We start from the raw sequence: 22,862 nt of genomic DNA, 5'->3' as shown, positions 1-22,862 counted from the left end.
TAGTCAAAACAATAACTAAATATTCCACTGAGATATATTAAAAATTTAATAAAAAAGCCTGCATAAAGCAGGCTCTTTTATTTTTATTTAAAAGGATTATTCTAAGAATTTAACAGTTACGCCAGAACGTACTTTATTACCTAAATCGTTAGCATCCCAGTTAGTTAAACGGATACAACCATGTGATGCAGTTTTAGAAATTAAAGACGGGTTTGGTGTACCGTGAATACCAAAAGATTTTTTACTTAAACCGATCCAGATATTACCTACAGGAGCATTTGGGCCAGGTGGTAAAGAAAGCGGTTTTAAGTTTTTACCTTGTACGAAGTTAGAAGGTGAGTAGCTATACCAAGGGTTACGTGCTACACCAACTACCTTGTAAGTACCGGTCGGAGAAGGCGTATCAGTACTGCCAATTGTTGCAGGAAATGACGCAATCATTTGATTACGGCTGTTAAACAGATACAACTGTTTTGCACCTTTATGCGCAATAATCAAGTGAATATCTTCTGGTAAGTCATTGCGTACATTTGGAACAATGATTTTTTCACCAACTTTTTTGAATGTCGCAGTCGGGTTAATTTTCTTTAAGAAGGCTTCATCAATATGAAACTTCTCGCCCAACATTTCACTTACGCGTGTGTAGTACAAACCTTTCATTTTTGCTTGTAAAGCATAGTCAGAAGGAATTGATTGTGCGTAAGGACCTTTTAAATCGGCATCGGTAATAGTGTATTCAATAAATGCTGGTTTGTTTTGTTTAGCAACAAGCGCATCCCAAGTTTCTTTAGTCAGTTCACCAGTAGGAGATAAACCATTCATTTGCTGGAAAGATGCAATTGCTTTAAATGTGTTTTTACCGCTCATGCCATCAATTGCACCCGGTGAAGCATGCGCATTGTTTAGCATGACATGGGCACGTGCATAAACTGGTAATTGACCTTTACCAATATTTTCGTACCACTCAGCATTGTTTAAGCCATCTAATGTCCATGAAACGGCTGGAGCAGAAGTAGCAGTCTTAGATGCTGTTGTTGTTTTAGCTGGCGCTGTTGGTTCTGAAGCAGCAATACCTGAATCGGCATTTGGATCTTCAGCTTTTTGTAAATTTTGTAATGTTGTAGACGCTCGATTTAAGTCATTTTGTTCTTGAGCTGTAATCTGAGTCTGAGCTTGAGCTTTTACAGTTGAAGCAGCATCTACAGCAAGCGGATCAATCGGATCTTCTACAGGAGCAGATACTTTATTAGGGTTCAGTGGTTGCTCAGTTGTTGACGCAGCCAAAGCAACATTAGCAATAATACAACTTAAACTCATAGCGAGTAATGAGCGAACAAACATGTAATTCAACCTTAAGAATTTTCATATAAGCAATAGGGAAAATCAGATCCTTTAGGCCATAAACTCACCAATCATTCATTCTTATGAATTTAATATTGGCTTATTTGAGACTCGAAGGGATATAAATAAACCCGATGTAACATGCTGCAAGTATTGCAGAAAACGTTTCTTCTTGCAGTAGACTTTTGTGTAAATATGCATTTTTTAGTAGATTGGCAAGTTTTTTGTGTGAAATTGAAATTATAAAAACACTCACCTTTTGTTATGATGCTGCCACATGAAAAAGATAGAGATCGGCAATGACGACACTTAAAAATGATCGTTTCTTACGTGCTTTATTACGTGAGCCTGTAGATACCACTCCAATATGGATGATGCGCCAAGCAGGACGTTATTTGCCTGAATATCGGGAAACACGCTCAAAAGCTGGTGACTTTCTATCTTTATGCAAAAATACAGAGTTTGCTTGTGAAGTGACTTTGCAGCCTTTGCGTCGCTACGATTTAGACGCAGCAATTTTATTTTCAGATATTTTAACTATTCCTGACGCATTAGGGCTTGGACTATATTTTGAAACTGGAGAAGGTCCGAAGTTTCATAAAACGGTACGTACTGAACAAGATGTGGCTAACTTACCTAAGCTTAATGCTAAAGCCGATCTTGATTATGTGATGAATGCAGTAAGTACGATTCGTTCTGCTTTAGGTGGACAAGTTCCACTGATTGGTTTTTCGGGTAGTCCTTGGACACTGGCGACTTATATGGTTGAAGGCGGCTCAAGCAAAGAGTTCCGTTTTACCAAGCAAATGATGTATGCGCAGCCGGAAGTTTTGCATGCGTTGCTCGACCATTTAGCAGATTCAGTCATTGACTACTTAAATGCGCAAATTGATGCAGGCGCTCAGGCAATTCAAATCTTTGATAGTTGGGGTGGGGCTTTAGCACACCGTGAATATGTAGAGTTCTCTCTTAACTATATGAAGAAGATTATCGCGGGCTTACAACGTGAAAAAGATGGACGCCGTATTCCAGTGATTGTGTTCACTAAAGGTGGCGGTCAATGGTTAGAACCAATGATCACGACAGGTGCCGATGCATTAGGGCTGGACTGGACGACACCATTAAATACGGCTCGAACCACGGTGGCAGGTCGTGTTGCCCTACAAGGGAACCTTGACCCGGCTGTTTTATATGGTTCGGCGGCTTCAATTGAAAAAGCTGTAAAGGCAATGTTAGACGATGCTTACGCAAACGGTGAGAAGACCGGTTACGTTGCTAACTTAGGGCACGGTATTACCCAATGGGTAGATCCGGCGCAGCCAAAAATCTTTGTAGATACGGTACATGAATATAGTGCTAAATATCTAGGATAGTTTTTTGTGCAATATCTGTTTTTGCCTCTTCAATTTATTGGCAAGGCTGTTTCGGCAGCCTTGTTTGGTATTTTGCTTCTCATTGCTTTTGCCCTAACTGCGTCGATGGGAAGCCATGAATATATGGGCTTTTATCGTTATGATTATTTACTCATATATGCACTGATTATTCAGATATGTCTCTTATATTTAAAACTTGAATCATGGGCAGAAGCCAAAGTTATTGCTTTATTTCATGTCATGGCGATGGTCATGGAAATATTCTTGACTCATCCTGCGATTGCTTCATGGCAATATCCGCAGCCTGCGGTATTTAAAATTTTGACTGTGCCTTTATTTGCAGGCTTTATGTACTCTGCCGTAGGTAGTTTTTTTGCACGCTCAATACGCCTGCTGCAAGTTTCTTTTGAAAAACTTCCGAGTTTCGGAAGTATGCTTTTGCTCGCATTTTTCTCATATATAAATTTTATGAGTAAATTTTTTGTACCCGATATTCGCTATATTTTATTTGCCATCAGTGTTTTTATTTTTTGGAAAACAAAACTTTATTTCCAATTAAATGAGCATAAATTTAAAACACCGATGCTACCTGTATTGTTAACACTCGCTTTTCTGATCTGGATTGCTGAAAATATTAGTACCTTTTATAAAATTTGGCTTTATCCAAGTCAGGTAGAGGCTTGGCATATGGTGGGCTGGGGTAAACTTGGTTCATGGTATTTATTATTACTCTTAAGTTTAGTACTGGTGCTTAAAATATTAGGTCATCGAGATAATCAAGGTAATTGGAATTTAAGATAAATTTTTCTTTTACACTTTTTATCATATTATTTATTTTTTAATTGCTAAATGATTGGCTTATCGCTATCTTTAATATCGTGTAATAAGAATTACACATAACAATACATAAGAAACAATCAATAATGATTTTTGGAGATATACATCTATGTTAAAAAAATTAGCTTTAGCTGCTTTGTTAGCAGCTGGTTCAAGTGTTGCTATGGCTGATAACGATGTAGGTTGTGGTGTGGGTACGCAAGTATGGGCTGGCCAAAAAGGAGTGGTGCCTAAAATTCTTGCTGCAACAACAAACGGTATTTTTACTAACCAATTATTAGGTATTACTTTCGGTACTCTAGGTTGCCGTCAAGGTGGAACAGTTACAGCACAAGTTGTTACTTTCACAAATGAAAATGCAGAAGCTCTAGCGCGTGACATGGCTGTAGGCCAAGGTGAAAGCCTGAATGTACTTGCTGAGTTAATGCAAATCAAACCACAAGATAAAGACCGTTTCTTCAAAGTTTCAAAAGCAAACTTTGGTGAAATCTATTCAACAAACAACCAAAACACACTTCAAGTATTAGCATCATTACAAAACGTAATGGCTAAAGACGAAGTTTTAAAAGCTTACGTATAAGTTTGAAATTGAAAACCCTGTCATTTGGCAGGGTTTTTCTTATATTTAATGATTAAAATTGATGAGCTTAATGAAATCGGTTGTTTTAATTTTTGCCTCTTTGGCAGTGAATATTGCGTATTCAGCAGAAACAAATCCATCTATTCAAAACTACTGGTCCATTGCAGAACAAAAAAAATTAGACCAAGACATTACATGGCAAAGGCTCATGTATGCCAATAAAAACCAGAAAAGTGAGGTCACTTATGCTGGCTATTTTCTATCAGAAAATGGAAAAAATAATTTAAAAGAAGAACTGAAAGCAGACATCTCGGCATTATTTATACCTACGCAAGATAACCAGTCAATTCGTTGTAAATTTCCGGCACGCAGTCAGTGGCTTATACAGCAATTAGGTATTCAAGAAAATGAATTGCCGCAAGTAAAATGTTCAGAATTTGAAAACTGGATTGGGCAGATTAAGCCTTACAAAGCGACCCTAATTTACGCCACAGATTTTATGGGCAATCCAAGCTCAATGTTTGGCCATACCTTATTGCGTCTAGATCCTAAAGATCAACAGCAGTTGAACCTCGTTTCTTATGCCGTAAACTATGCAGCAACTGTGGCAGGCAATGACAACTGGTCATATGCATGGAAAGGCTTAACAGGGCAATATCCGGGTGAATACTCACTTATGCCTTACTATCGTAAGGTAAAAGAATATGGTGATTTTGAGAGCCGTGATTTGTGGGAATATGAGTTAAATCTATCTCCAGAAGAAACGCGGTTTTTGGTGAGTCATATTTGGGAAATGCAACATGTAAGCTTCCCTTATTACTTTGTGAGTGATAACTGTGCATATCGGTTATTGGGCTTAGTCGATTTAGTTAAACCTGAATCTCATCTACAAGAAAAGTTTAACTACGCTTCTATTCCAATGGAAACCATTAAAGCGATGCAACAACAAGGACTCACCAAAGCTCCTGTGTATCGACCTGCTTTAGAAACTCAATTATTGGCCCAAGCTCACCAGCATGGCGCATCTTTAGCTAAAGTTGCTCATCAGTTAGCAATGAAGCCAATTAAAGAGTCTTCGGAAACACTTAAATCATTTAGCCCATCAGATCAGGCCAAAATTCTTGAGATGGCTTATGATGATTTATATCTACAGTTTATTGGCCGCAAAGTTGAAGAAAGCTTTGCTCAACCACAGCTTAGACAGCTTTTAGCACTACGAAGTCAGATTGATTTAGACAAACAGCGCCAAGAACCTAAAAGACCATCAACCGAGCCGATTCAAGGCCATAATGCACGTAATGTTTCGCTAAAACTGGGCGAGGTGCAAGGTGACAAGTTTATCGAGATAGGTCATAGGCAGGCTTATCATGACTTAATAGATCCACAGGGCGGATACCGTGCAGGTACTCAATTATTATTTTTAAATGGTAATGCACAGTGGCGAGATGATCATTTAAAACTAGAATATCTTGATCTGTTAGAAGTGAACTCTTATAACCCGATTCAACCATTTAAAACTCCGCTGACTTGGGGATTTAACTTAGGCTGGCGTCAGGAAGCGGTTCATGACGGTGTTTATAGTGATGAAAAGCAGCATGGCGTCGCGAGTTTTAATGCTCAGGTTGGTTACAGTCTTGCAGATTATGAGCGCAAACATATTTGCTATGGGCAGGTACAAACTTATGTCCAAGCGGGTTCAAATTTAGATAAAGGCTGGCGTGTGGGAGTAGGGCCGACATTAGGATGTATGAATCAGTGGTTTGAAAAATTTAACACTGTGGTACAAGTTGAGCTGCCATATTGGGAAGACCAAAACCAATGGAACTTACGGCTAAATACACAGTGGCAATATGCCATTAATAGTAATAATGCCATTCGCTTTAATTGGGATTATGAAAAACAAAATCATCTAGATTGGATGAAATCAAGCTTAGGATATGTTTGGTTCTTTTAAAGAATAAGTGCATAAAAAAGAGAAATGGGATTATCCATTTCTCTTTTTGTTTTTGGCTAAAACGGTTATTTCTTTATTGCATTCAGCACAGCATAAGCTGCCTTAATGCGCTCTTCATTTGGAATACGTTTATTGGTTAACATGACTAAGCCAATATTTTCTTTAGGAATAAAGACCACATATGTTCCGAAACCGTTGGTTGAGCCAGTTTTATGGTACATCTTAACTGAAGGTTCCTTTGAAATAGCAGTCACTTTATTAGGTTTCATCACAATCTGTTCTGAATTACTGTCTAATAAAGTTTGTAACGTTGCCGGATAAGAAAACTCTTCCCAACCGAGTGCCTGATACATGGTATTTACTTGATAGAACCCTTGATGTGTTTCATTAATTGCCCGTTGAATATCTGCCGGATATTTCTGTGGGTTGAGGTTGGCATGAATAAAACTCAACATATCCGGTAAGGTGGATTTGACGCCGTATGCTGGGGCATCGAGTGGACCGGGGTTAACTCGAATCGGCTGATTTTCTTGGTTATAGCCAAAAGCATAGTTTTGCATTTGGGTCTTAGGTACATTTACATAGCTATGTTTTAAGCCAAGGGCCGGAAAAATTGTTTTTTCTAAGACTTGGTCGAAAGGTTTATTCATAGACAAAGCTACAACCTTTCCAAATAGGCCAATACTTGGATTTGAATATTGTCTGTATTCACCGATTGGGTTTTTAGGTTTCCAGTCTTTGAAAAAAGTTAAAACTTGTTGGTCTGTTTGTACTTCATCTGGAAACTGCAAGGCAAGGTTACCACTTGTATACGTCGCGAGTTGAAGTAAGTTAACTTGGTCAATCGGTGTATTTTTTAGCACTTTCCAATATTTACCAGGCGTATCGTCAAAAGAGATTTTTCCTTTATTTTTTGCATATCCACCTGCTGTCGCGGTAAATAATTTACTGACAGAACCTAGCTCAAAAATAGTACTGCTATTTACGGCTTTTTTATCTTGAACAGATTGAAGACCATAATACATTTCATACTTTTTATTATTTTGAATAACACCCACAGCCATACCCGGCACATCATATTTTTCTAATAATGGTTTAAAATTTTGATCTACCAGTTTTTTAATTTCTTGGTCTTTTGGGGTATTGCCCGCATAAATTGAGGTACTAAAAATAAAAAGCGGGGATAAAAGTAGACAAGAAATTTTTTTAAATCGCATGATTAGCTCCTCTGTACACGACAAAAATAGATAACTCATTGAAATAATGTCACAATAATTGTTTTCTAACGACGAATACTATGACACATCTCAATGAGTTATATCTTATCTTAAACAAATCTCTAAAATGGAACAAGTCACATTTAAAGTGCTTTGCGCTCATCATGCTTGTGATTATTTTAAAGCAAACATGTAATCTTTCTTCTGCATCTAAAGCCTTGCCCATCAAGTGTTTACCACAATCATTTTATCGACGTATGCAGCGCTTCTTTGCAGGTCAGTATTTTGATTATCGTCAAATTTCTCAGTTGATTTTCAATATGTTTTCATTCGACCAAGTGCAACTGACTTTAGATAGAACCAATTGGAAATGGGGAAAACGAAATATTAATATCCTGATGCTCGCAATCGTTTATCGTGGAATAGCGATACCTATCCTTTGGACATTGCTTAATAAACGTGGAAATTCAGATACGAAAGAGCGTATTGCTTTGATTCAACGCTTTATAGCCATTTTTGGTAAAGACCGTATTGTGAATGTGTTCGCAGACAGAGAGTTTATCGGTGAGCAGTGGTTTACATGGTTAATTGAACAAGACATCAACTTCTGCATTCGTGTTAAAAAAACTTCATTGTCACCAATCATTTAGGAAAGAATCATAAAATTAGTGATTTATTTCGCCATCTTAAAGTTGGTCAAATTGAATGTCGTAAACGACGGATTTTGGTTGGTCGGGTGAAACTATATATAAGTGCACTACAGTTAGAAAATGGAGAGCTTTTACTCGTCGTTTCTCCTCAGTTTAATGCCAATGCTATTCAGGATTATGCATTACGCTGGGAAATTGAAACCTTATTCAGTTGTCTCAAAGGACGCGGGTTTAATCTTGAAAATACGCGCTTGACAGACCCTAGACGAGTGAAAAAATTGATTGCGGTGTTAGCTATAAGCTTCTGTTGGTGTTACTTAACGGGTGAATGGCAACATAATCAAAAAAAAGCGATAAAAATAAAGAAGCATGGACGACTCTCAATGAGTTTATTTCGCTATGGTTTAGACTATGTTCAAATGGCGATTCAGCGTTTAATTGGTTTTGGGAAAAAAGAAGAGTTTAAGGAAATTTTGGCAATTTTAAGAAAGCAGAATCCTGATAGGATAAGGGTTCTGTGAAATTTGTCGTGTACAGAGGATTAGCTCATAAATTATTTAAAAAGAAAGATGCCTACTTTTATAACAAAAATCACCTAATTTAATTGTTATGTTTTATAGAATTGGATCGAAGTTTATCGCGTTCAGCTATAAAAAAAGCCCAACATTGTCGGGCTCTTATTTAGACAGTAAAAACTATATTAGTAGCTTTCTGGTACTGCACTTAAGAATTCACGGCGTGCTTCTTTATCGGTTTTAAAATCTCCGACAAATGAAACTGTACGGGTGGTAGATTCTTGTTTACCTACACCACGCATCATCATACACATATGTGCTGAATCGATGACTACAGCGACACCGCGAGCACCAGTGACTTCTGCAACAGCTTCAGCGATTTGCTGAGTCAGGTTTTCCTGAATTTGCAAACGACGAGCAAACATCTCGGTAATACGTGCAAATTTAGATAAGCCAAGAACTTTGCCTTCTGGTAAATAGGCAACATGAACACGGCCATAGAATGGGAGAAGATGATGTTCGCAGAGCGAATAAAATTCAATATTCTTCACCAATACCATTTCATGGTTATCTGATGGGAAAACAGCATTATTGGTGACTTCTTCTAAAGTTTTACTATAGCCAGAAGTTAAATATGAAAAAGCTTTAGCCGCACGCACAGGCGTATCTTTAAGGCCGGGACGATTAAGGTCTTCACCGACGGCAGTCAGAATATTTGCGTACGATTGCTGCATTGACATAAGACGTATAAATTTACTCTATTAGACAAGCTCGGCATTGTATCAGAAACATGACCTGATGTTCATAAATCCTCGCACTATATTTATTTTGGTTTTTCTGTACGCTTGATAAAAGATGAATAAATTTCATGTTTTTTATCGTTAATAGTCAAGTGTTTGGACATGAAATGTGCGCTTAATATTGATAAGTTCTAAATGATCGCCTAATGGCATCATATTTGCACAGAAGCATTATTATAAAGCATAAGGATAAAACATGTTAGAACGTCCAATCACCTTCTTTTTCCGTGGTGGTCAGCAGCAAGTAAAAAACGTAGTACCTACAATGACGGTTTTACAATTTCTGCGAGAATATACTCAAACTGGTAAGACTAGGCAGACTGGTACAAAAGAGGGATGTGCTGAGGGCGATTGTGGTGCATGTACAGTAGTGATTGGTGAGTTGGTCAATGACAACCTGCAATTACGTAGTGTGAATGCGTGTATTCAGTTTTTACCAACTTTAGATGGTAAGGCCCTATTTACAGTAGAAGACCTTCATAGCTTATTGCCAGTACCAGATGGCACACTTCATCCGGTACAACAGGCGATGGTCGATATGCATGGTTCACAATGCGGTTTTTGTACACCCGGTTTTATCATGTCGTTATGGTCAATGTATGAAAATGAACAACAGTCTCCAAGCAAAGATAAAATCAGTGATTATCTTTCTGGAAACTTATGTCGCTGCACAGGCTATCGCCCTATTTTAGATGCAGCACAAAAAGCTTATGACTATCCACGTGTGGTATTACAACGCCAAAAAGTAATGGATGTATTAAAAGAGATCAAAGCATTACCTGCATTGCATTTAAATAATCATAGTCAGCAATTTTTTGCACCCAAGACTTTGCAGGATTTTGCCGTATTACGCTTAGAGTTGCCGCAAGCACGTATTGTTGCAGGTAGCACAGATGTCGGTTTGTGGGTCACAAAGCAGGGCCGTAATTTGGGCGATATACTTTATATCGGTCAAGTTGAAGAGCTGAAAAAGATTGTAGTCACAGACCATGCTTTAACGATTGGGGCAAATGTAAGTTTGAGTGATGCACTCATTAAAATTTCAGATTTTTATCCCGACTTTCAAGAATTGCAGCGCCGTTTTGCTTCCATGCCGATTAAAAACGCAGGAACGCTAGGTGGAAATATTGCCAATGGTTCGCCTATTGGTGATTCAATGCCAGCATTAATTACGCTAGGTACACGATTGATTTTGCGTGTAGGTGAGCAGACTCGTGAAATTGCTTTGGAAGACTTTTATTTAGACTATCAAAAAACAGCATTACAGCTTGGTGAGTTTGTTGAGGCGATTGTTATTCCGCTTCGTGAAGGGCAGACACGTTTTAAATTTGCCAGCTATAAAATTGCCAAACGATTTGAGCAAGATATTTCTGCGGTATGTGCAGCTATTTCTTGTGAGTTAGATAATGATGATGTCACTCACAATGTAAGAATTGCTTTTGGTGGTATGGCAGCTATTCCCAAACGTGCAAAATATGCAGAAGCCATATTAGAAGGCCAGCAAATTACAGCAGAATTGATCGTTCAGGCGCAGCAGGCATTGTCGCAAGACTATCAGCCTTTAGATGATGGACGTGCTAGCTCGGCATATCGTTTACACGTCTCGAAAAACTGTTTACAGCGTTTTTATGTAGAAAAAATCCTGTCTCAAACGATCACTCGTGTGAATGACTTGATCGCTATGGTGGAGATCTAAAATGAATCAAACCATTGACTTAAATATTTCTAAAAAATCAGCTAAAGCAGGTGATTCGATTCCACACGAGAGCGCGCATTTACATGTGACGGGGCAGGCAACTTATATTGATGATTTACCCGAGCTTGAAAATACGTTGCATTTGGCAGTCGGATTCTCGAATTGTGCCAAAGGCAAAATCAGTAAGTTTGATTTAGATGCAGTACGTCAGGCCGATGGCGTCCATGCAGTTTTTTCGGCAAAAGATATTGAGGTTGAAAATAATTGGGGACCCATTGTTAAAGATGACCCAATTTTTGCCGAGGAACAGGTTGAGTTTTATGGACAAGCCTTGTTTGTGGTTGTGGCCGAGAGTTATCAGCAAGCCCGTCAGGCAGTTCGCTTAGCAAAAATTGAGTATGTGCCCGAAACCCCAATTTTAACGATTCAAGATGCGATTAAAAAAGAATCGTGGGTGTTGCCGCCTGTTGAATTTAGCCATGGTGAAGTTGAGCAGGCATTTCAAAACGCAGCACATCAACTTTCAGGTGCTATTGAGCTGGGTGGGCAAGAGCATTTTTATCTTGAAGGGCAAATTTCCTATGCGATTCCACAAGAAAATCAGAGCTTAAAAGTCTATTGCTCAACGCAACATCCAACCGAAATGCAGCTGCTGATTTGTCATGCACTAGGCATGAATATGCATCAGGTGAGTGTGGAAAGCCGCCGTATGGGCGGTGGTTTTGGTGGTAAAGAGTCGCAGTCGGCACAGTGGGCATGCATTGCATCTTTGGCAGCACAAAAAACGGGCCGTCCGTGTAAATTACGCTTAGATCGTGATGATGACATGAGTGCTACAGGCAAACGTCACGGTTTTGCTTATGAGTGGTCTGTAGCTTTTGATGACAGTGGTGTTCTGCAAGGTTTAAAGGTACAACTGGCTTCAAATTGTGGTTTTTCGGCTGATCTTTCTGGGCCAGTGAATGAACGGGCGATTTGCCATATTGGCAATGCCTATTATCTAAATGCAGTTGAGCTACGTAACTTACGTTGTAAAACCAATACTGTTTCCAATACGGCATATCGTGGTTTTGGTGGACCGCAAGGTATGTTTGTCATTGAAAATATTATTGATGACATTGCGCGTTATTTAGGTTGTGATCCAGTTGAAATTCGTCAGCGCAATTTCTTTGCCGAGCAGCCCGGTGGTGGACGTGACCGTATGCACTATGGGGCAGAAGTCCGTGATAATGTTGCGCCAAAATTGGTAGCCGAACTATTGCAAAGTAGTGATTACGCGAAGCGTAGACAGACTATTCATGCCTTTAATCAGAACAATGACATCATTAAGCGTGGTATTGCGTTAACCCCATTAATGTTTGGTATTTCGTTTAACGCCGTGCACTACAATCAGGCAGGTGCACTGGTCTATGTCTACATGGATGGCACTGTCGCGATTACGCACGGTGGTACAGAAATGGGACAAGGGCTATATACCAAAGTACGGCAGGTCGCTGCATATGAGTTGGGTTTACCAATCGATAGCGTTCGTTTAATTGCAACCGATACTTCTCGTGTACCAAATACTTCGGCAACTGCAGCATCGAGTGGCGCGGATCTAAACGGTAAAGCTGTTCAAAATGCCTGTATTAAAGTTCGTGAGCGTCTGGCAAAACTTGCAGCAGACATAAGCGACAGTGATGCAGGGCAAGTCCAGTTTGAAGATAGTATGGTTTCAACAGCGAATGGTCACTCATGGACATTTCCAGATTTGGTTCAACGGGCATATATGGCACGTGTACAGCTATGGGACAGCGGTTTTTATAAAACGCCAGAAATTCACTATGATCAGGTCAACCATTTGGGGCGTCCATTTTTCTATTATGCCTATGGTGCAGCGGTCAGTGAGGTCGCAATAGATACCTTAACTGGGGAAATGAAAGTATTACGTGCTGACATTTTGCATGACGTTGGGCAGTCAATTAACCCTGCAATTGATATTGGGCAAATTGAAGGTGGGTTTGTGCAAGGGATGGGATGGCTCACGACAGAAGAGTTGTATTGGCAGCCGCAGGGTCCACACGCAGGCCGATTATTTACCCATGCACCTTCAACTTACAAAATCCCGACCAGTGTGGACATTCCTCATATTTTTAATGTCAAACTATTTAATAATCAAAATCAGGCAGACACCATCTATCGCTCTAAAGCGGTAGGTGAACCGCCATTTATGTTGGCATTATCTGTTTTCTCTGCAATTCGGCAGGCTGTACAGGCGGCTATACCAGAAAATGCACTGCTCGTACTCAATGCTCCGGCAACTGCCGAAGAAATTTTACGTGCAATCGCTATTGGACGGGGACAAGCTTTGGCAGATCGCCCACAAGCTAGAATGTAGAAGATTATGCAACATTTACAATGGTGGACTGATTTTGTAGCTTGGCAAGCCGATGCGTTGCCTATGGTATTGGTCACAGTGGTCCGTGCTGATGGTTCTACACCACGAGAAGTTGGTGCAACGATGTTGTTGCGGTTTAATTTACAACTGCAATGGCAGCAGTCAGATACGATCGGTGGTGGGCATTTAGAGTTTCAGGCAATTGATATTGCTAAAGCAATGTTAAGTGAAACGGGAACTTGTGTAAGGCGTATTGAACGTTTTAACCTCAGTGCTCGGCTTGGGCAGTGTTGTGGCGGAGTAATTTGGTTATTGTTTGAAAAAATATTACCCGCTGAAATTGCGTCGGATTTATCTGGAAGTTTCCAAGCATGGCGAGCTGGAAAGCATATATGGCGTAACGTCTCACATCAATATGCATCCACTTGGCAGGCTATAGAGATGGAACAACAACCAAGTTTCGAGTTTGATTCTGACAGTAGTGAGCAATGGCAATTTAGCCAGCAGATTCAGCCTTATGCCATGCAAGTACTGGTTTGTGGTGCAGGGCATGTGGGTGAAGCAATTGTTCGTTGTTTATTGCCTATTGGTGTTCGGGTGAAATGGATTGATCCGCGTGATGATATTTTCCCAACCGATTTACTGGAACAGGTGCACTGTATAACAACTGATACCTTAGACGCCGAGATAGAGCATTTTGACCGTTCAGGTGCAGTTTTAATTTTAACGCACGATCATCAACTAGATTTGCAACTGTGTTTTACAGCCTTAAAACCTACGGCAAAAACATTTGCTTATGTTGGGATGATTGGTTCAAAGAGTAAAAGGGCCATTTTTGAAAAACGTATGCAGGTGAGAGGTTATACTCAGGAAACATTACAACGTTTGGTTTGCCCGATCGGGATAGAGGGGATTTCATCGAAACGACCTGCAACGATTGCCGTTGCAGTAGTTGCTCAATTATTACAGGTATTTGATGTAAAAAAATGATCCCAAAGGATCATTTTTTTTGTTCGAATTTTGGATTTTTTTCTGCACGTTTAAGCAGTACGAGAACGGCACCTGTACCACCTTGATTTTCTGGAGCACTGACAAAAGCTAAAACATCGCGGTGCTGACGTAACCATCCGTTGACATAGGTTTTTAAGACCGCTTCTGGGCCTTTACCATGCACAATTTTGATGACATTTTGATTTTCATCTTTTGCCATCTGGATAATTTGTAAAACTGCGTCACGTGCTTGTTCAATGGTACAGCCGTGTAAATCTACAGCTTCAAACCAACGCATCTTGCCTGCTTTTAAGTCTTCAAAAACCTTATGTTGCAGAGTCGCGATGCGATAGCTTAACGTTGCTTGGCTTGCGACCGGATTTAAAGCAGCTTGCGTATCTGATAACTCGGCATGTTCGGTGTCACGACCACCTTCGGCAGCTACACGTTTCGCTAGCGTTTGTGCGTCGACTTTTCTGGCACGAGGTGTTTTTACATCGGCAACATTGCTATTGTTGATGCGTTTTACACCTGCAACAGCCTGTTGAAACAGATGGGTATCTTCCAATTCTTCAGACTCAGCCTGAGATTTTTTAGTCTCAGGCTGACTTGCGATTTTGCTTGAATGAGGATTGGAGATTTGCTTTTTAAATTGCTTCAATAACTTCTGTTGCTCTTTAGAAAGCGATGAATCTTTATTACTCATATATCTTCATTAAACCGTTTGAGGTTGTCCAAAAAGGGCAGTAAAAGCTTGATCTGGACGAGGTTGTTTCATAAAACTTTCGCCCACCAAGAAGCTGTGAATATCATGCTCTTGCATCATATGTACATCATCTGGTGTAGCAATACCGCTTTCAGTAATTAGTAAACGTGAGGTCGGAAGTAATTTTTTCAATCGAATGGATGTATTTAAATCTACATCAAACGTTTTTAAATTACGGTTATTCACGCCTAATAAACATTGCTCAGAAAGCTTTAAAGCGCGTTCCATTTCTTCTTCGTCATGGACTTCAACCAATACATCAAGTTGATGCTCAAACGCAGTTTTAGACATTTCTTCGAGTTGCTGGTCAGACAAACAAGCAACAATTAATAAAATACAGTCAGCATGCAAAGCACGTGCTTCAACTACATTGTACGGGTCGACCAAAAAGTCTTTACGTAAAGCAGGTAGGGCACAATGATGACGGGCAATCGCAATATTTTCATCTGCACCCTGAAAGAAATCAACATCGGTCAATACCGATAAACATGCTGCTCCAGCTTGTTCATATTGCTGAGCAATTTCGGCAGGATTAAAGTCTGCGCGAATGATTCCTTTTGATGGAGATGCTTTTTTAATTTCAGCAATCACCCCCGGACGTTTATGTTGTAAAGCATTTGCAAAGCCACGCACCGGAGTCGCTGCTTTTGCAAGCTCTTCTACATCTTGCAAATTACGTTGTTTTAAACGCGCAGCAAGTTCCTCATGTTTACGGTCAACAATTTTACCTAAAATGGTATTTCGAATATTAATCATGAGAAGTCCTTAATCTGCCTGAGATTGTTTTAATGTTTTAGTAAATTCAGCTAAAACACTCATTTTCTCTAATGCTTGCCCGCCGTAAATAATATCTTGAGCGAATGCAACAGCCTGAGCATAAGTCTTGGTAATGCCTGCTACATAAATGCCTGCGCCTGCATTAAGCGCAATCATGTTTGCTGCTTTTTCACCAATATCGGATTTATTTTTGCTTAAAGCATCTTTAATGAGCTTTAGACTCGCCGTTGCATCTGCGACAACCAAACCATTTAATGTTTGTGACTCAATCCCGACATCTTCAGGATTAAGGGCCCATTCCGTAATTTCACCGTTTTTAAGCTCAGCAATAGTTGTCGGAGCTGCAAGACTGATTTCATCAAGACCATCTTTTGAATGGACAACCATGACATGTTCGGCACCAAGTTGTTTCATCACTTCGGCAATCGGGCGACAAAGTTCATCTGAAAACACACCAATCACAAAGCGTTTTACACCAGCCGGGTTGGTCAGTGGGCCGAGTAAATTAAAAATACTACGAATACCAAGTTCACGACGTGGGCCAGCAGCGTATTTCATGGCTTTGTGGTGGTTTGGTGCAAACAAGAAACCTACACCCATTTCACGGATACAGCGTTCGGTTTGTTGCATATCTAAATCAAGGTGAATACCTGCTTGTTCAAGTAGGTCTGATGAACCTGATTTACTTGAAACGCCACGATTACCATGTTTTGCAATAGTCGCACCTGCTGCAGCAATCACAAAGCTAGATGCTGTAGAGACGTTAAATAAATTTTGTCCATCACCGCCAGTTCCAACGATATCCACTAAATGTTTGATATCACTCACATCGATCTTGATCGCAAATTCACGCATGACACGTGCGGCCGCTGTCATTTCGTCAATGCTTTCACCTTTCATGCGTAGGCCCATCATTAAAGCACCAATTTGTGCTTCGGTTGCCTCACCTTGCATGATGCTGCGCATAATTTCTTCCATTTGAGGCTGAGTCAAATGAATGTTCTTGGTAATGTGGTTGAGCGCCTGTTGGATATTCATAGTCATGATTTACAGCATTAATGATTAAAATTTTTAGGTGAAGTTGATCGAGTGTGGGAGGTTCGGCCTATTGCGTTCCATGATTCACTAGCTAGGGGAGCTATGTTAGCAGAAAATAACCAAAGATTTTTGTTGTTCGATAAGAGTTTTAAAAATTTTGCTCAGTTAGGGTATGGGTTTGAGTCATAAACAGAATTTATTTATTGAAAAAGGTTTTAGTTTGTTGTGAGTTTTTATGATAAATAATTAACCATTTGGTATATCTTAAACATCAATATATCTAGAAAAAATGTGTATAAATCAACCAAATAAAAGTGGATATAGTAGGGCGATCTTTATTTTGTCTATTAATAAATATGTATTTAAATAACTTGAAATATGTAGGGGCTTTAAAAAATAAGCGCTCATTTATTTTTGTATTTGTTGCACTGTTTCATCCATTAAAAAGCTATGCGCAAGAAACCGTAGAGCAAACACAAAACCAAGCTAAACCAGATAAAGTAGTCCGTGTTGCAGTAACAGGATCTCGAATTTCAAAAGCACAAAAAGATGGCCCGACTAGTGTGACCGTCATTACCGCAGCCGATATTGAAAAACAAGGTTTTAGTAACGCATTTGATGCACTCAATAACCTGACGCAAAACACTGGTTTTGTGCAAGGTGCCGATTATGGAAATACTTTTACACCTGCGGCTAATGCCATTAGCTTACGAGGCTTAGGACCTAATCATACTTTAACTTTAATTAATGGACATCGGGTTGCAGACTATCCTGTACCGTACGACGGTTCTGTCAATTTTGTAAATTTAGCCAATATTCCAACTGCTATTATTGACCGTATTGAAATATTAAACGGTGGCGCTTCTGCAATTTATGGTTCAGATGCAATTGCAGGCGTGGTAAATATTATTCTAAAAAAGAAAACAGATGGCACACAATTTAATATTAAGGCAGGTGGAACTAAAGAAGGTGGTGAAAACTTACGTTTACAACTGAGTGGCAGTAAAACTTTAGACAAGCTTAGTCTCGTTTATGGGATTGAACTCAGCGGCCGTGAACCGATATGGGCAGCCGATCGGGATTTTATGAAGAGCCGAACTCGTTTGGGAGAAAAACCAGACACGATTGTGGGCCGTAAAAATGCCGATACTGGTAAATACCTTTCTATTGGTGGGTGTCAGGCCTTTAATGGTTTATTTAACGGATCAGTCAATAATATTGGACAAGCAGGGGCGGACAATTGTGCCAGTGGTTTGGCACGGCCAACTTATTGGACGGTTCAGACCCAAAACCGCAGCCAAAATGGTTATCTCGGTTTAGATTATGAGTTAAATGATAAAACTCAATTATTTGCCGATTTTTTAATTGGGGTAAATCAAATTGAAAACAATACCCGTAGTCCGATATGGACCTCTTTAGGCGCATCAAGTGGTTATTTCCTAAATCAAGACTCGGGAAATTATGAAATTTGGAATCGTCGTTTTGCGCCTGAAGAGTTAGGCGGAGTAGAACGAATAAATAAAAAATGGAAAGAACTTTCTTCTAACTTAAATTTTGGAATTCGAGGTGATATTGGAGAGACGAGCTGGAGTTATGAAGCAGCCTATAATGGTTCCATCTATACCAGTCAGCTACGCCGCCAAGGCTTATTACGTTCGAATGTTGATGAGTACTTCTTAGGTCAGCAACTTGGTACAGATGCAGATGGTATTCCTATTTATTCACCTCATTTAGATCGTTTAAGTCGACCACTCACAGCAAGTGAATTTGAAAGTATTTCGGGCACAACAAAAGAAAAAGATAAGTCGTGGGCGCAAAGTTTAACCTTAAGCGCGAATGGTGACGTATTTAAGTTACCTGCAGGAATGGCCAAACTTGCGGCTGTGGCTGAAATCGGACGTCAAGGCTTCTCGATTAAGCCAGATGAGGCGATCGAAAATGGTGAATATTATAATTTAAGTTCTAGTGGCGAATATGGAGGTACACGTGCGCGCCAAGCACTCGGTGCTGAATTATTCTTACCCTTAGCAAAACCGTTAAATTTAACCTTGTCCGGACGTTATGACCGTTATGCTTTGTCAGATAACAGCATTGATAAGCTAACTTTCGGTTCGGGTCTCGAGTTTAGACCACATCCGACTTTATTAGTGCGTGGTAACTATGCAACTAGTTTTCGTGCACCAGATATGAACTATCTGTTTTTAAATAAACAAAAAGGTTATTTCGAAAAGACCACCGATTATTTACGTTGTAGCCAAACGGGACAATCTTTAGATAAATGTAGCTTTAAAGATTACGCACCTGGGGCGAACTACACTTTAACCGGAAACAAAGAGCTTAAACCTGAAGAGGGTAAATCTTATGGGGCAGGTTTTGTTTGGTCGCCAACCAATAAGTTTGACATTAGCGTCGATTACTGGGATATCAAAATTGATAATCTTGTGAGAAATTTGAGTGATGACAAAATTCTACGTTTAGAAGCAGATTGTCGTTTAGGCAACCAAGATATTAACTCTGCGGCCTGTATTGATGCATTGGCACGTGTAGAGCGTAATCCTGCAAATGCAGTTGTCGACCCAAATGTGATTAAGAATATAAATATCGTTCCGATTAATGCTGCATCCGACCATACGCGTGGGATTGATTTCACTAGCAGATGGCGTTGGAAAACAGACAGCTTTGGTAACTTTCTCTGGACGGTAAATTATAGTCGTGTACTAGAACATGAATATCAACAATCAAAAGATCACGAGAAAGATGACTATTTAAAAGATTTAACCATTCCTGATTGGCGTGACCGTTTTAATACCAGTCTCAGCTGGAGCTTTGGTGATTGGGCATCAACAGTATTAGTTAATCGTTATGGCAAAATTCCAAATGGTAACCAAACTGCCTATTTAAGCCCAACGTATTTGGTGAACTGGAGCGGTACTTATCAAATCTCTCCAAAAGCTTCTGCTTCAATCATTATTAATAACCTGTTTGACAAAGTGAAACGAGATGACACAGGCGGTTGGCCGTATTATCCGATAGGATCATATTCACCATTCGGCCGTCAAGGTTGGTTGGAGTTTAACTATAAATTCTAAGAATGATGTGGGGATGCAGCGAAGTGGTACAGCAATTGCTGCATCTTTTTATTTAAAACTACAGAGGATAAAACCCCTTATGTTGGTCAAGCCTTCATTTAAAAAAAGATTACTACTTACAACATTATTATCTTTATCGGCTACACAGATTTTTGCATCTAATAATAGTGAACAAATCCCGATTGGTAAATTACCTGAGTGGGTCGTACCCGAATCTTATGATTTAGATTTTAAGATTGATCCCGCACAAAAAGGCTATACCGGTAAAACTACGATTCATTTAAAGCTGGCTCAAGCCACAGATCACATCTGGATTCATGGTAAATCTTTGACGGTGAAAGATGTGAATATCACATCGGCAGAGGGTACTAAAACCAAGGCAAAATATGAGCAAGCCTCTGAAGTAGATGGGGTGAGTAAAATTAAATTTGCCAAAATCTTGCCCGCAGGACAGTATCAACTCGTTCTAGATTTTAATGCAGCGTATGACCAGCAGCTCGATGGTATTTATAAAATCGAGTTTGAGGGTAAACCTTATGTGATGACTCAAATGGAAGCAATTAGTGCACGCCAGTCATTCCCATCATTTGATGAACCACGTTTTAAAACGCCGTTTAATATTCGTTTGACGATTCCAAGCAAATATTCAGGTTTTGCCAATACTCAACAAACATCTGAGCAAATAGAGAAGTCAGGGTGGAAAACACTCAGTTTTGCACAAACCAAACCACTACCAACATATTTACTTGCATTGGCTGTCGGGCCGTGGCAATTACAAAAAGGACCTGATATTGGAGCAACTTCATGGCGTAAGCAGCCGATCCAGTTACGTGGTATTGCACCCGATGCTAAAGCTGAAAAAATGCAGCATGCCTTATCTGAAACGCCAGCCATTTTAAAAACTTTAGAAGATTATTTTGCCTTTGGTTATCCATTTGACAAGCTCGACTTACTTGCAGCACCAGACTTTGCCGCTGGGGCTATGGAAAACCCGGGGCTAATTACTTTTAGAGACTATCTAATGTTGTTAGATAAGGACTCGCCAGTTTCTTTTGTACAGAATTCATTTAATGTCAATGCACATGAGTTGGCGCATCAATGGTTCGGTGATGTCGTCACGATGCCATGGTGGGATGATTTGTGGCTAAATGAATCTTTTGCCACATGGATGCAAAGTAAAATTACTCAAAAATTACATCCCGAATTTAATGCTGACCTAGAACGTATTACAGACACCGCAGATGCGATGAAAAGTGATAGCTTGGTGAGTGTGCGCCGTATTCGCCAGCCTATTTTAAGTAATGCCGATATTCAAACTGCTTTTGATGGTATTACTTACCAAAAAGGTGCAGCTGTTTTAAATATGTTTGAAAGCTATTTGGGTGAAGAAAAATTCAAACAAGGTGTGCGCAGTTATATTAATAAGCACCAATATGGTAATGCGACAGCCAATGATTTAATTAGCGCTTTAGCAGAGCAATCTGGACAAGGTGAGCGCTTTACTAGAGCGATGAAAAGTTTTCTTGATCAACCAGGTGTGCCTTTAATTAATACCGCATTACAGCAAGAAGGCAATAAAGTCTTTTTAAATGTGAAGCAAAGCCGTTACTTACCTGTGGGTTCAAAAGGTGATGCAAGAAGCCTATGGGGTGTACCATTATGTGTACGTTATGAAGTTCCAAATGCAGGTAGTAAAGTGCAATGTGAATTGGTAGACCAAGCAGAAGCCAAAATTGAACTCAAAGGTGCCAGCCTTGGCAGTTGGTATATACCAAATGCAGATGCGGCAGGATACTACCAATTTAGTTTGCCACAAAAAGAATTTACTCGTCTGACTGCAGCTACAGAAAAGCTTTCTAATACTGAACAGCTGGCCTACGCCTACGCGATTTCAGCTGCATTTAACCACGGTGATATTAATTTATTGGCTGTCGTAGATGCTGCGAAGAAATTTGCCAATTCGAATAGCCGACAAATTAGTACAGCGCTGTTTTCCCAGTTAAGTACCATTCATCGCCATGTATTGAAAACAGAAGCTGAACGTGAACATTTTAGAAAAGTTTTGGCAAATTTATATTTACCTAAATTAAATCAGTTGGGTTATGTCAGCAAAACAGGTGAATCAGCTGAAGACAGTTTATGGCGTAGTGAGTTGGTTAGATTTCTTGCTCTAGATATTCAAGTTCCTGAAGTTCGTACCCAACTGTTAAAACAGTCAGAAGTTCTATTTGCCCAAAAGCAGCTTAATTTTGCGCAAGTAACACCTGAATTATTGCCAACCATTTTAGCTGTACGTGTACAAGAAAAAGGTCAACCAGCTTTTGACCGATTGTCTGGAGAGTTACAACGCGTGACTCAACCAACACAACGTCTTGCGATTCTTACAGCCCTAGGTTCAGCAAATCAAGAAGCAACACGCCAACAAGCACGTCAGTTGATTTTAAATCCGCGGGTTAAAGTAGGTGAAGTTCGTACCGTGGTTAACTCCATCAATAATTATGGAGATGAACAAGGTGGCTTATGGTCTTGGTTTAAGGTAAATCATGACGCCGTGTTTGATCGTTTAGGTAAATCTTCGGCTGGGCGTTTCCCTGCAATGTTCAGTGGGGCAGCTTGTACCCAACAACAAGCGGCACAGTTAAATGACTTTTTTGCACCACGAACTAAAGAGTTGGTTGGGGTAGAAAGAGGATTGAAACAAACCAAAGAACGTATTCAACTCTGCGAATCTTTGGTGGCAAAACAAGATGGATCGATTGTGCAGCAGTTAAAGTTGTAATTGATTCAGCCATAAAAAAAGCCAACTGATCGTAGTTGGCTTTTTTATTCAGGGTTCTTATCAAATTACTTTTAAAACAATCT

16 protein-coding genes are annotated in these 22,862 nt (G+C 39.7%); 10 read left to right on the top strand and 6 right to left on the bottom strand.

What is annotated here, in order from left to right; all coding sequences use genetic code 11:
• Positions 1-96 precede the first annotated feature (96 nt).
• The gene (locus EGS71_RS07050; protein WP_002010386.1) at positions 97-1,341 is read right to left on the bottom strand and encodes a L,D-transpeptidase family protein; all 1,245 of its coding nucleotides are present in this window, start codon (positions 1,339-1,341) and stop codon (positions 97-99) included.
• 299 nt (positions 1,342-1,640) lie between these two features.
• On the opposite strand from EGS71_RS07050, the gene hemE reads away from it, so the two are divergent.
• The 4 genes from hemE to EGS71_RS07030 all read left to right on the top strand — a co-directional run bounded on the left by hemE (position 1,641) and on the right by EGS71_RS07030 (position 6,085).
• The gene (gene hemE / locus EGS71_RS07045; protein ID WP_000209397.1) at positions 1,641-2,714 is read left to right on the top strand and encodes a uroporphyrinogen decarboxylase; all 1,074 of its coding nucleotides are present in this window, start codon (positions 1,641-1,643) and stop codon (positions 2,712-2,714) included.
• Positions 2,715-2,720: 6 nt separating this feature from the next.
• Complete coding sequence (locus EGS71_RS07040; RefSeq protein ID WP_001199675.1) at positions 2,721-3,515, top strand: DUF817 family protein; 795 nt, start codon at positions 2,721-2,723, stop codon at positions 3,513-3,515.
• A gap of 145 nt (positions 3,516-3,660) precedes the next feature.
• A complete protein-coding gene (locus EGS71_RS07035) occupies positions 3,661-4,131 on the top strand; it encodes a DUF3015 family protein (RefSeq protein ID WP_000914200.1) in 471 nt (156 codons plus the stop codon).
• A 61-nt stretch (positions 4,132-4,192) separates the two neighbouring features.
• On the top strand, positions 4,193-6,085 hold the full coding sequence (locus EGS71_RS07030) for a DUF4105 domain-containing protein (protein ID WP_000055513.1): 1,893 nt from the start codon (positions 4,193-4,195) through the stop codon (positions 6,083-6,085).
• A gap of 65 nt (positions 6,086-6,150) precedes the next feature.
• On the opposite strand, the gene EGS71_RS07025 is transcribed toward EGS71_RS07030, so the two are convergent.
• Positions 6,151-7,302 (bottom strand): extended-spectrum class C beta-lactamase ADC-26, encoded by a 1,152-nt coding sequence (locus EGS71_RS07025; RefSeq protein WP_001211238.1) that lies wholly within the window; start codon positions 7,300-7,302, stop codon positions 6,151-6,153.
• Between the two features lie 80 nt (positions 7,303-7,382).
• On the opposite strand from EGS71_RS07025, the gene EGS71_RS07020 reads away from it, so the two are divergent.
• Positions 7,383-8,473, top strand: a protein-coding gene (locus EGS71_RS07020) for an IS4-like element ISAba1 family transposase (protein WP_085940648.1) whose coding sequence is annotated in 2 segments (ribosomal slippage) — positions 7,383-7,923 and positions 7,923-8,473 — 1,092 coding nt in all. Because the reading frame shifts where the segments join, the coding sequence is not laid out codon by codon here.
• 179 nt (positions 8,474-8,652) lie between these two features.
• On the opposite strand, the gene folE is transcribed toward EGS71_RS07020, so the two are convergent.
• Positions 8,653-9,201, bottom strand: coding sequence for a GTP cyclohydrolase I FolE (folE, locus tag EGS71_RS07015; RefSeq protein ID WP_001187844.1), 549 nt, complete (start codon positions 9,199-9,201; stop codon positions 8,653-8,655).
• Between the two features lie 262 nt (positions 9,202-9,463).
• Here folE and xdhA point away from each other — a divergent pair, with 262 nt between their 5' ends.
• Genes xdhA through xdhC form a run of 3 tightly spaced genes read left to right on the top strand, consistent with a single transcriptional unit; the run spans position 9,464 to position 14,330 of the window.
• Complete coding sequence (xdhA, locus tag EGS71_RS07010; RefSeq protein WP_000893699.1) at positions 9,464-10,963, top strand: xanthine dehydrogenase small subunit; 1,500 nt, start codon at positions 9,464-9,466, stop codon at positions 10,961-10,963.
• Between the two features lies 1 nt (position 10,964).
• Positions 10,965-13,340, top strand: coding sequence for a xanthine dehydrogenase molybdopterin binding subunit (gene xdhB, locus EGS71_RS07005; RefSeq protein WP_001076804.1), 2,376 nt, complete (start codon positions 10,965-10,967; stop codon positions 13,338-13,340).
• A gap of 6 nt (positions 13,341-13,346) precedes the next feature.
• Positions 13,347-14,330 (top strand): xanthine dehydrogenase accessory protein XdhC, encoded by a 984-nt coding sequence (gene xdhC / locus EGS71_RS07000; RefSeq protein WP_001164223.1) that lies wholly within the window; start codon positions 13,347-13,349, stop codon positions 14,328-14,330.
• Positions 14,331-14,340: 10 nt separating this feature from the next.
• Here xdhC and EGS71_RS06995 read toward each other — a convergent pair whose 3' ends face one another.
• From EGS71_RS06995 to trpD, 3 genes are read right to left on the bottom strand one after another with little or no spacing between them, the layout of a single operon-like run.
• Positions 14,341-15,036 (bottom strand): Smr/MutS family protein, encoded by a 696-nt coding sequence (locus EGS71_RS06995; protein ID WP_031946286.1) that lies wholly within the window; start codon positions 15,034-15,036, stop codon positions 14,341-14,343.
• A gap of 9 nt (positions 15,037-15,045) precedes the next feature.
• The gene (gene trpC, locus EGS71_RS06990) at positions 15,046-15,852 is read right to left on the bottom strand and encodes an indole-3-glycerol phosphate synthase TrpC (RefSeq protein WP_000608316.1); all 807 of its coding nucleotides are present in this window, start codon (positions 15,850-15,852) and stop codon (positions 15,046-15,048) included.
• A gap of 9 nt (positions 15,853-15,861) precedes the next feature.
• Positions 15,862-16,911 (bottom strand): anthranilate phosphoribosyltransferase, encoded by a 1,050-nt coding sequence (gene trpD / locus EGS71_RS06985; RefSeq protein ID WP_079261102.1) that lies wholly within the window; start codon positions 16,909-16,911, stop codon positions 15,862-15,864.
• Between the two features lie 356 nt (positions 16,912-17,267).
• Between trpD and EGS71_RS06980 the strand changes: the two genes are divergently transcribed.
• Positions 17,268-20,000 carry a TonB-dependent receptor plug domain-containing protein gene (locus EGS71_RS06980; RefSeq protein WP_000281145.1) on the top strand — a complete coding sequence of 911 codons (2,733 nt, stop codon included), beginning with the start codon at positions 17,268-17,270 and terminating at the stop codon, positions 19,998-20,000.
• Between the two features lie 7 nt (positions 20,001-20,007).
• Positions 20,008-22,779: a M1 family metallopeptidase gene (locus tag EGS71_RS06975; RefSeq protein WP_085946131.1), complete on the top strand. Its 2,772-nt coding sequence runs from the start codon at positions 20,008-20,010 to the stop codon at positions 22,777-22,779.
• Positions 22,780-22,862 lie beyond the last annotated feature (83 nt).

This window comes from Acinetobacter sp. FDAARGOS_559 (assembly GCF_003940475.1).
GTDB lineage: Bacteria > Pseudomonadota > Gammaproteobacteria > Pseudomonadales > Moraxellaceae > Acinetobacter > Acinetobacter baumannii.
Note: the sequence above shows the minus strand (reverse complement) of the source record. Positions and strands in the feature narration are given on the sequence as shown.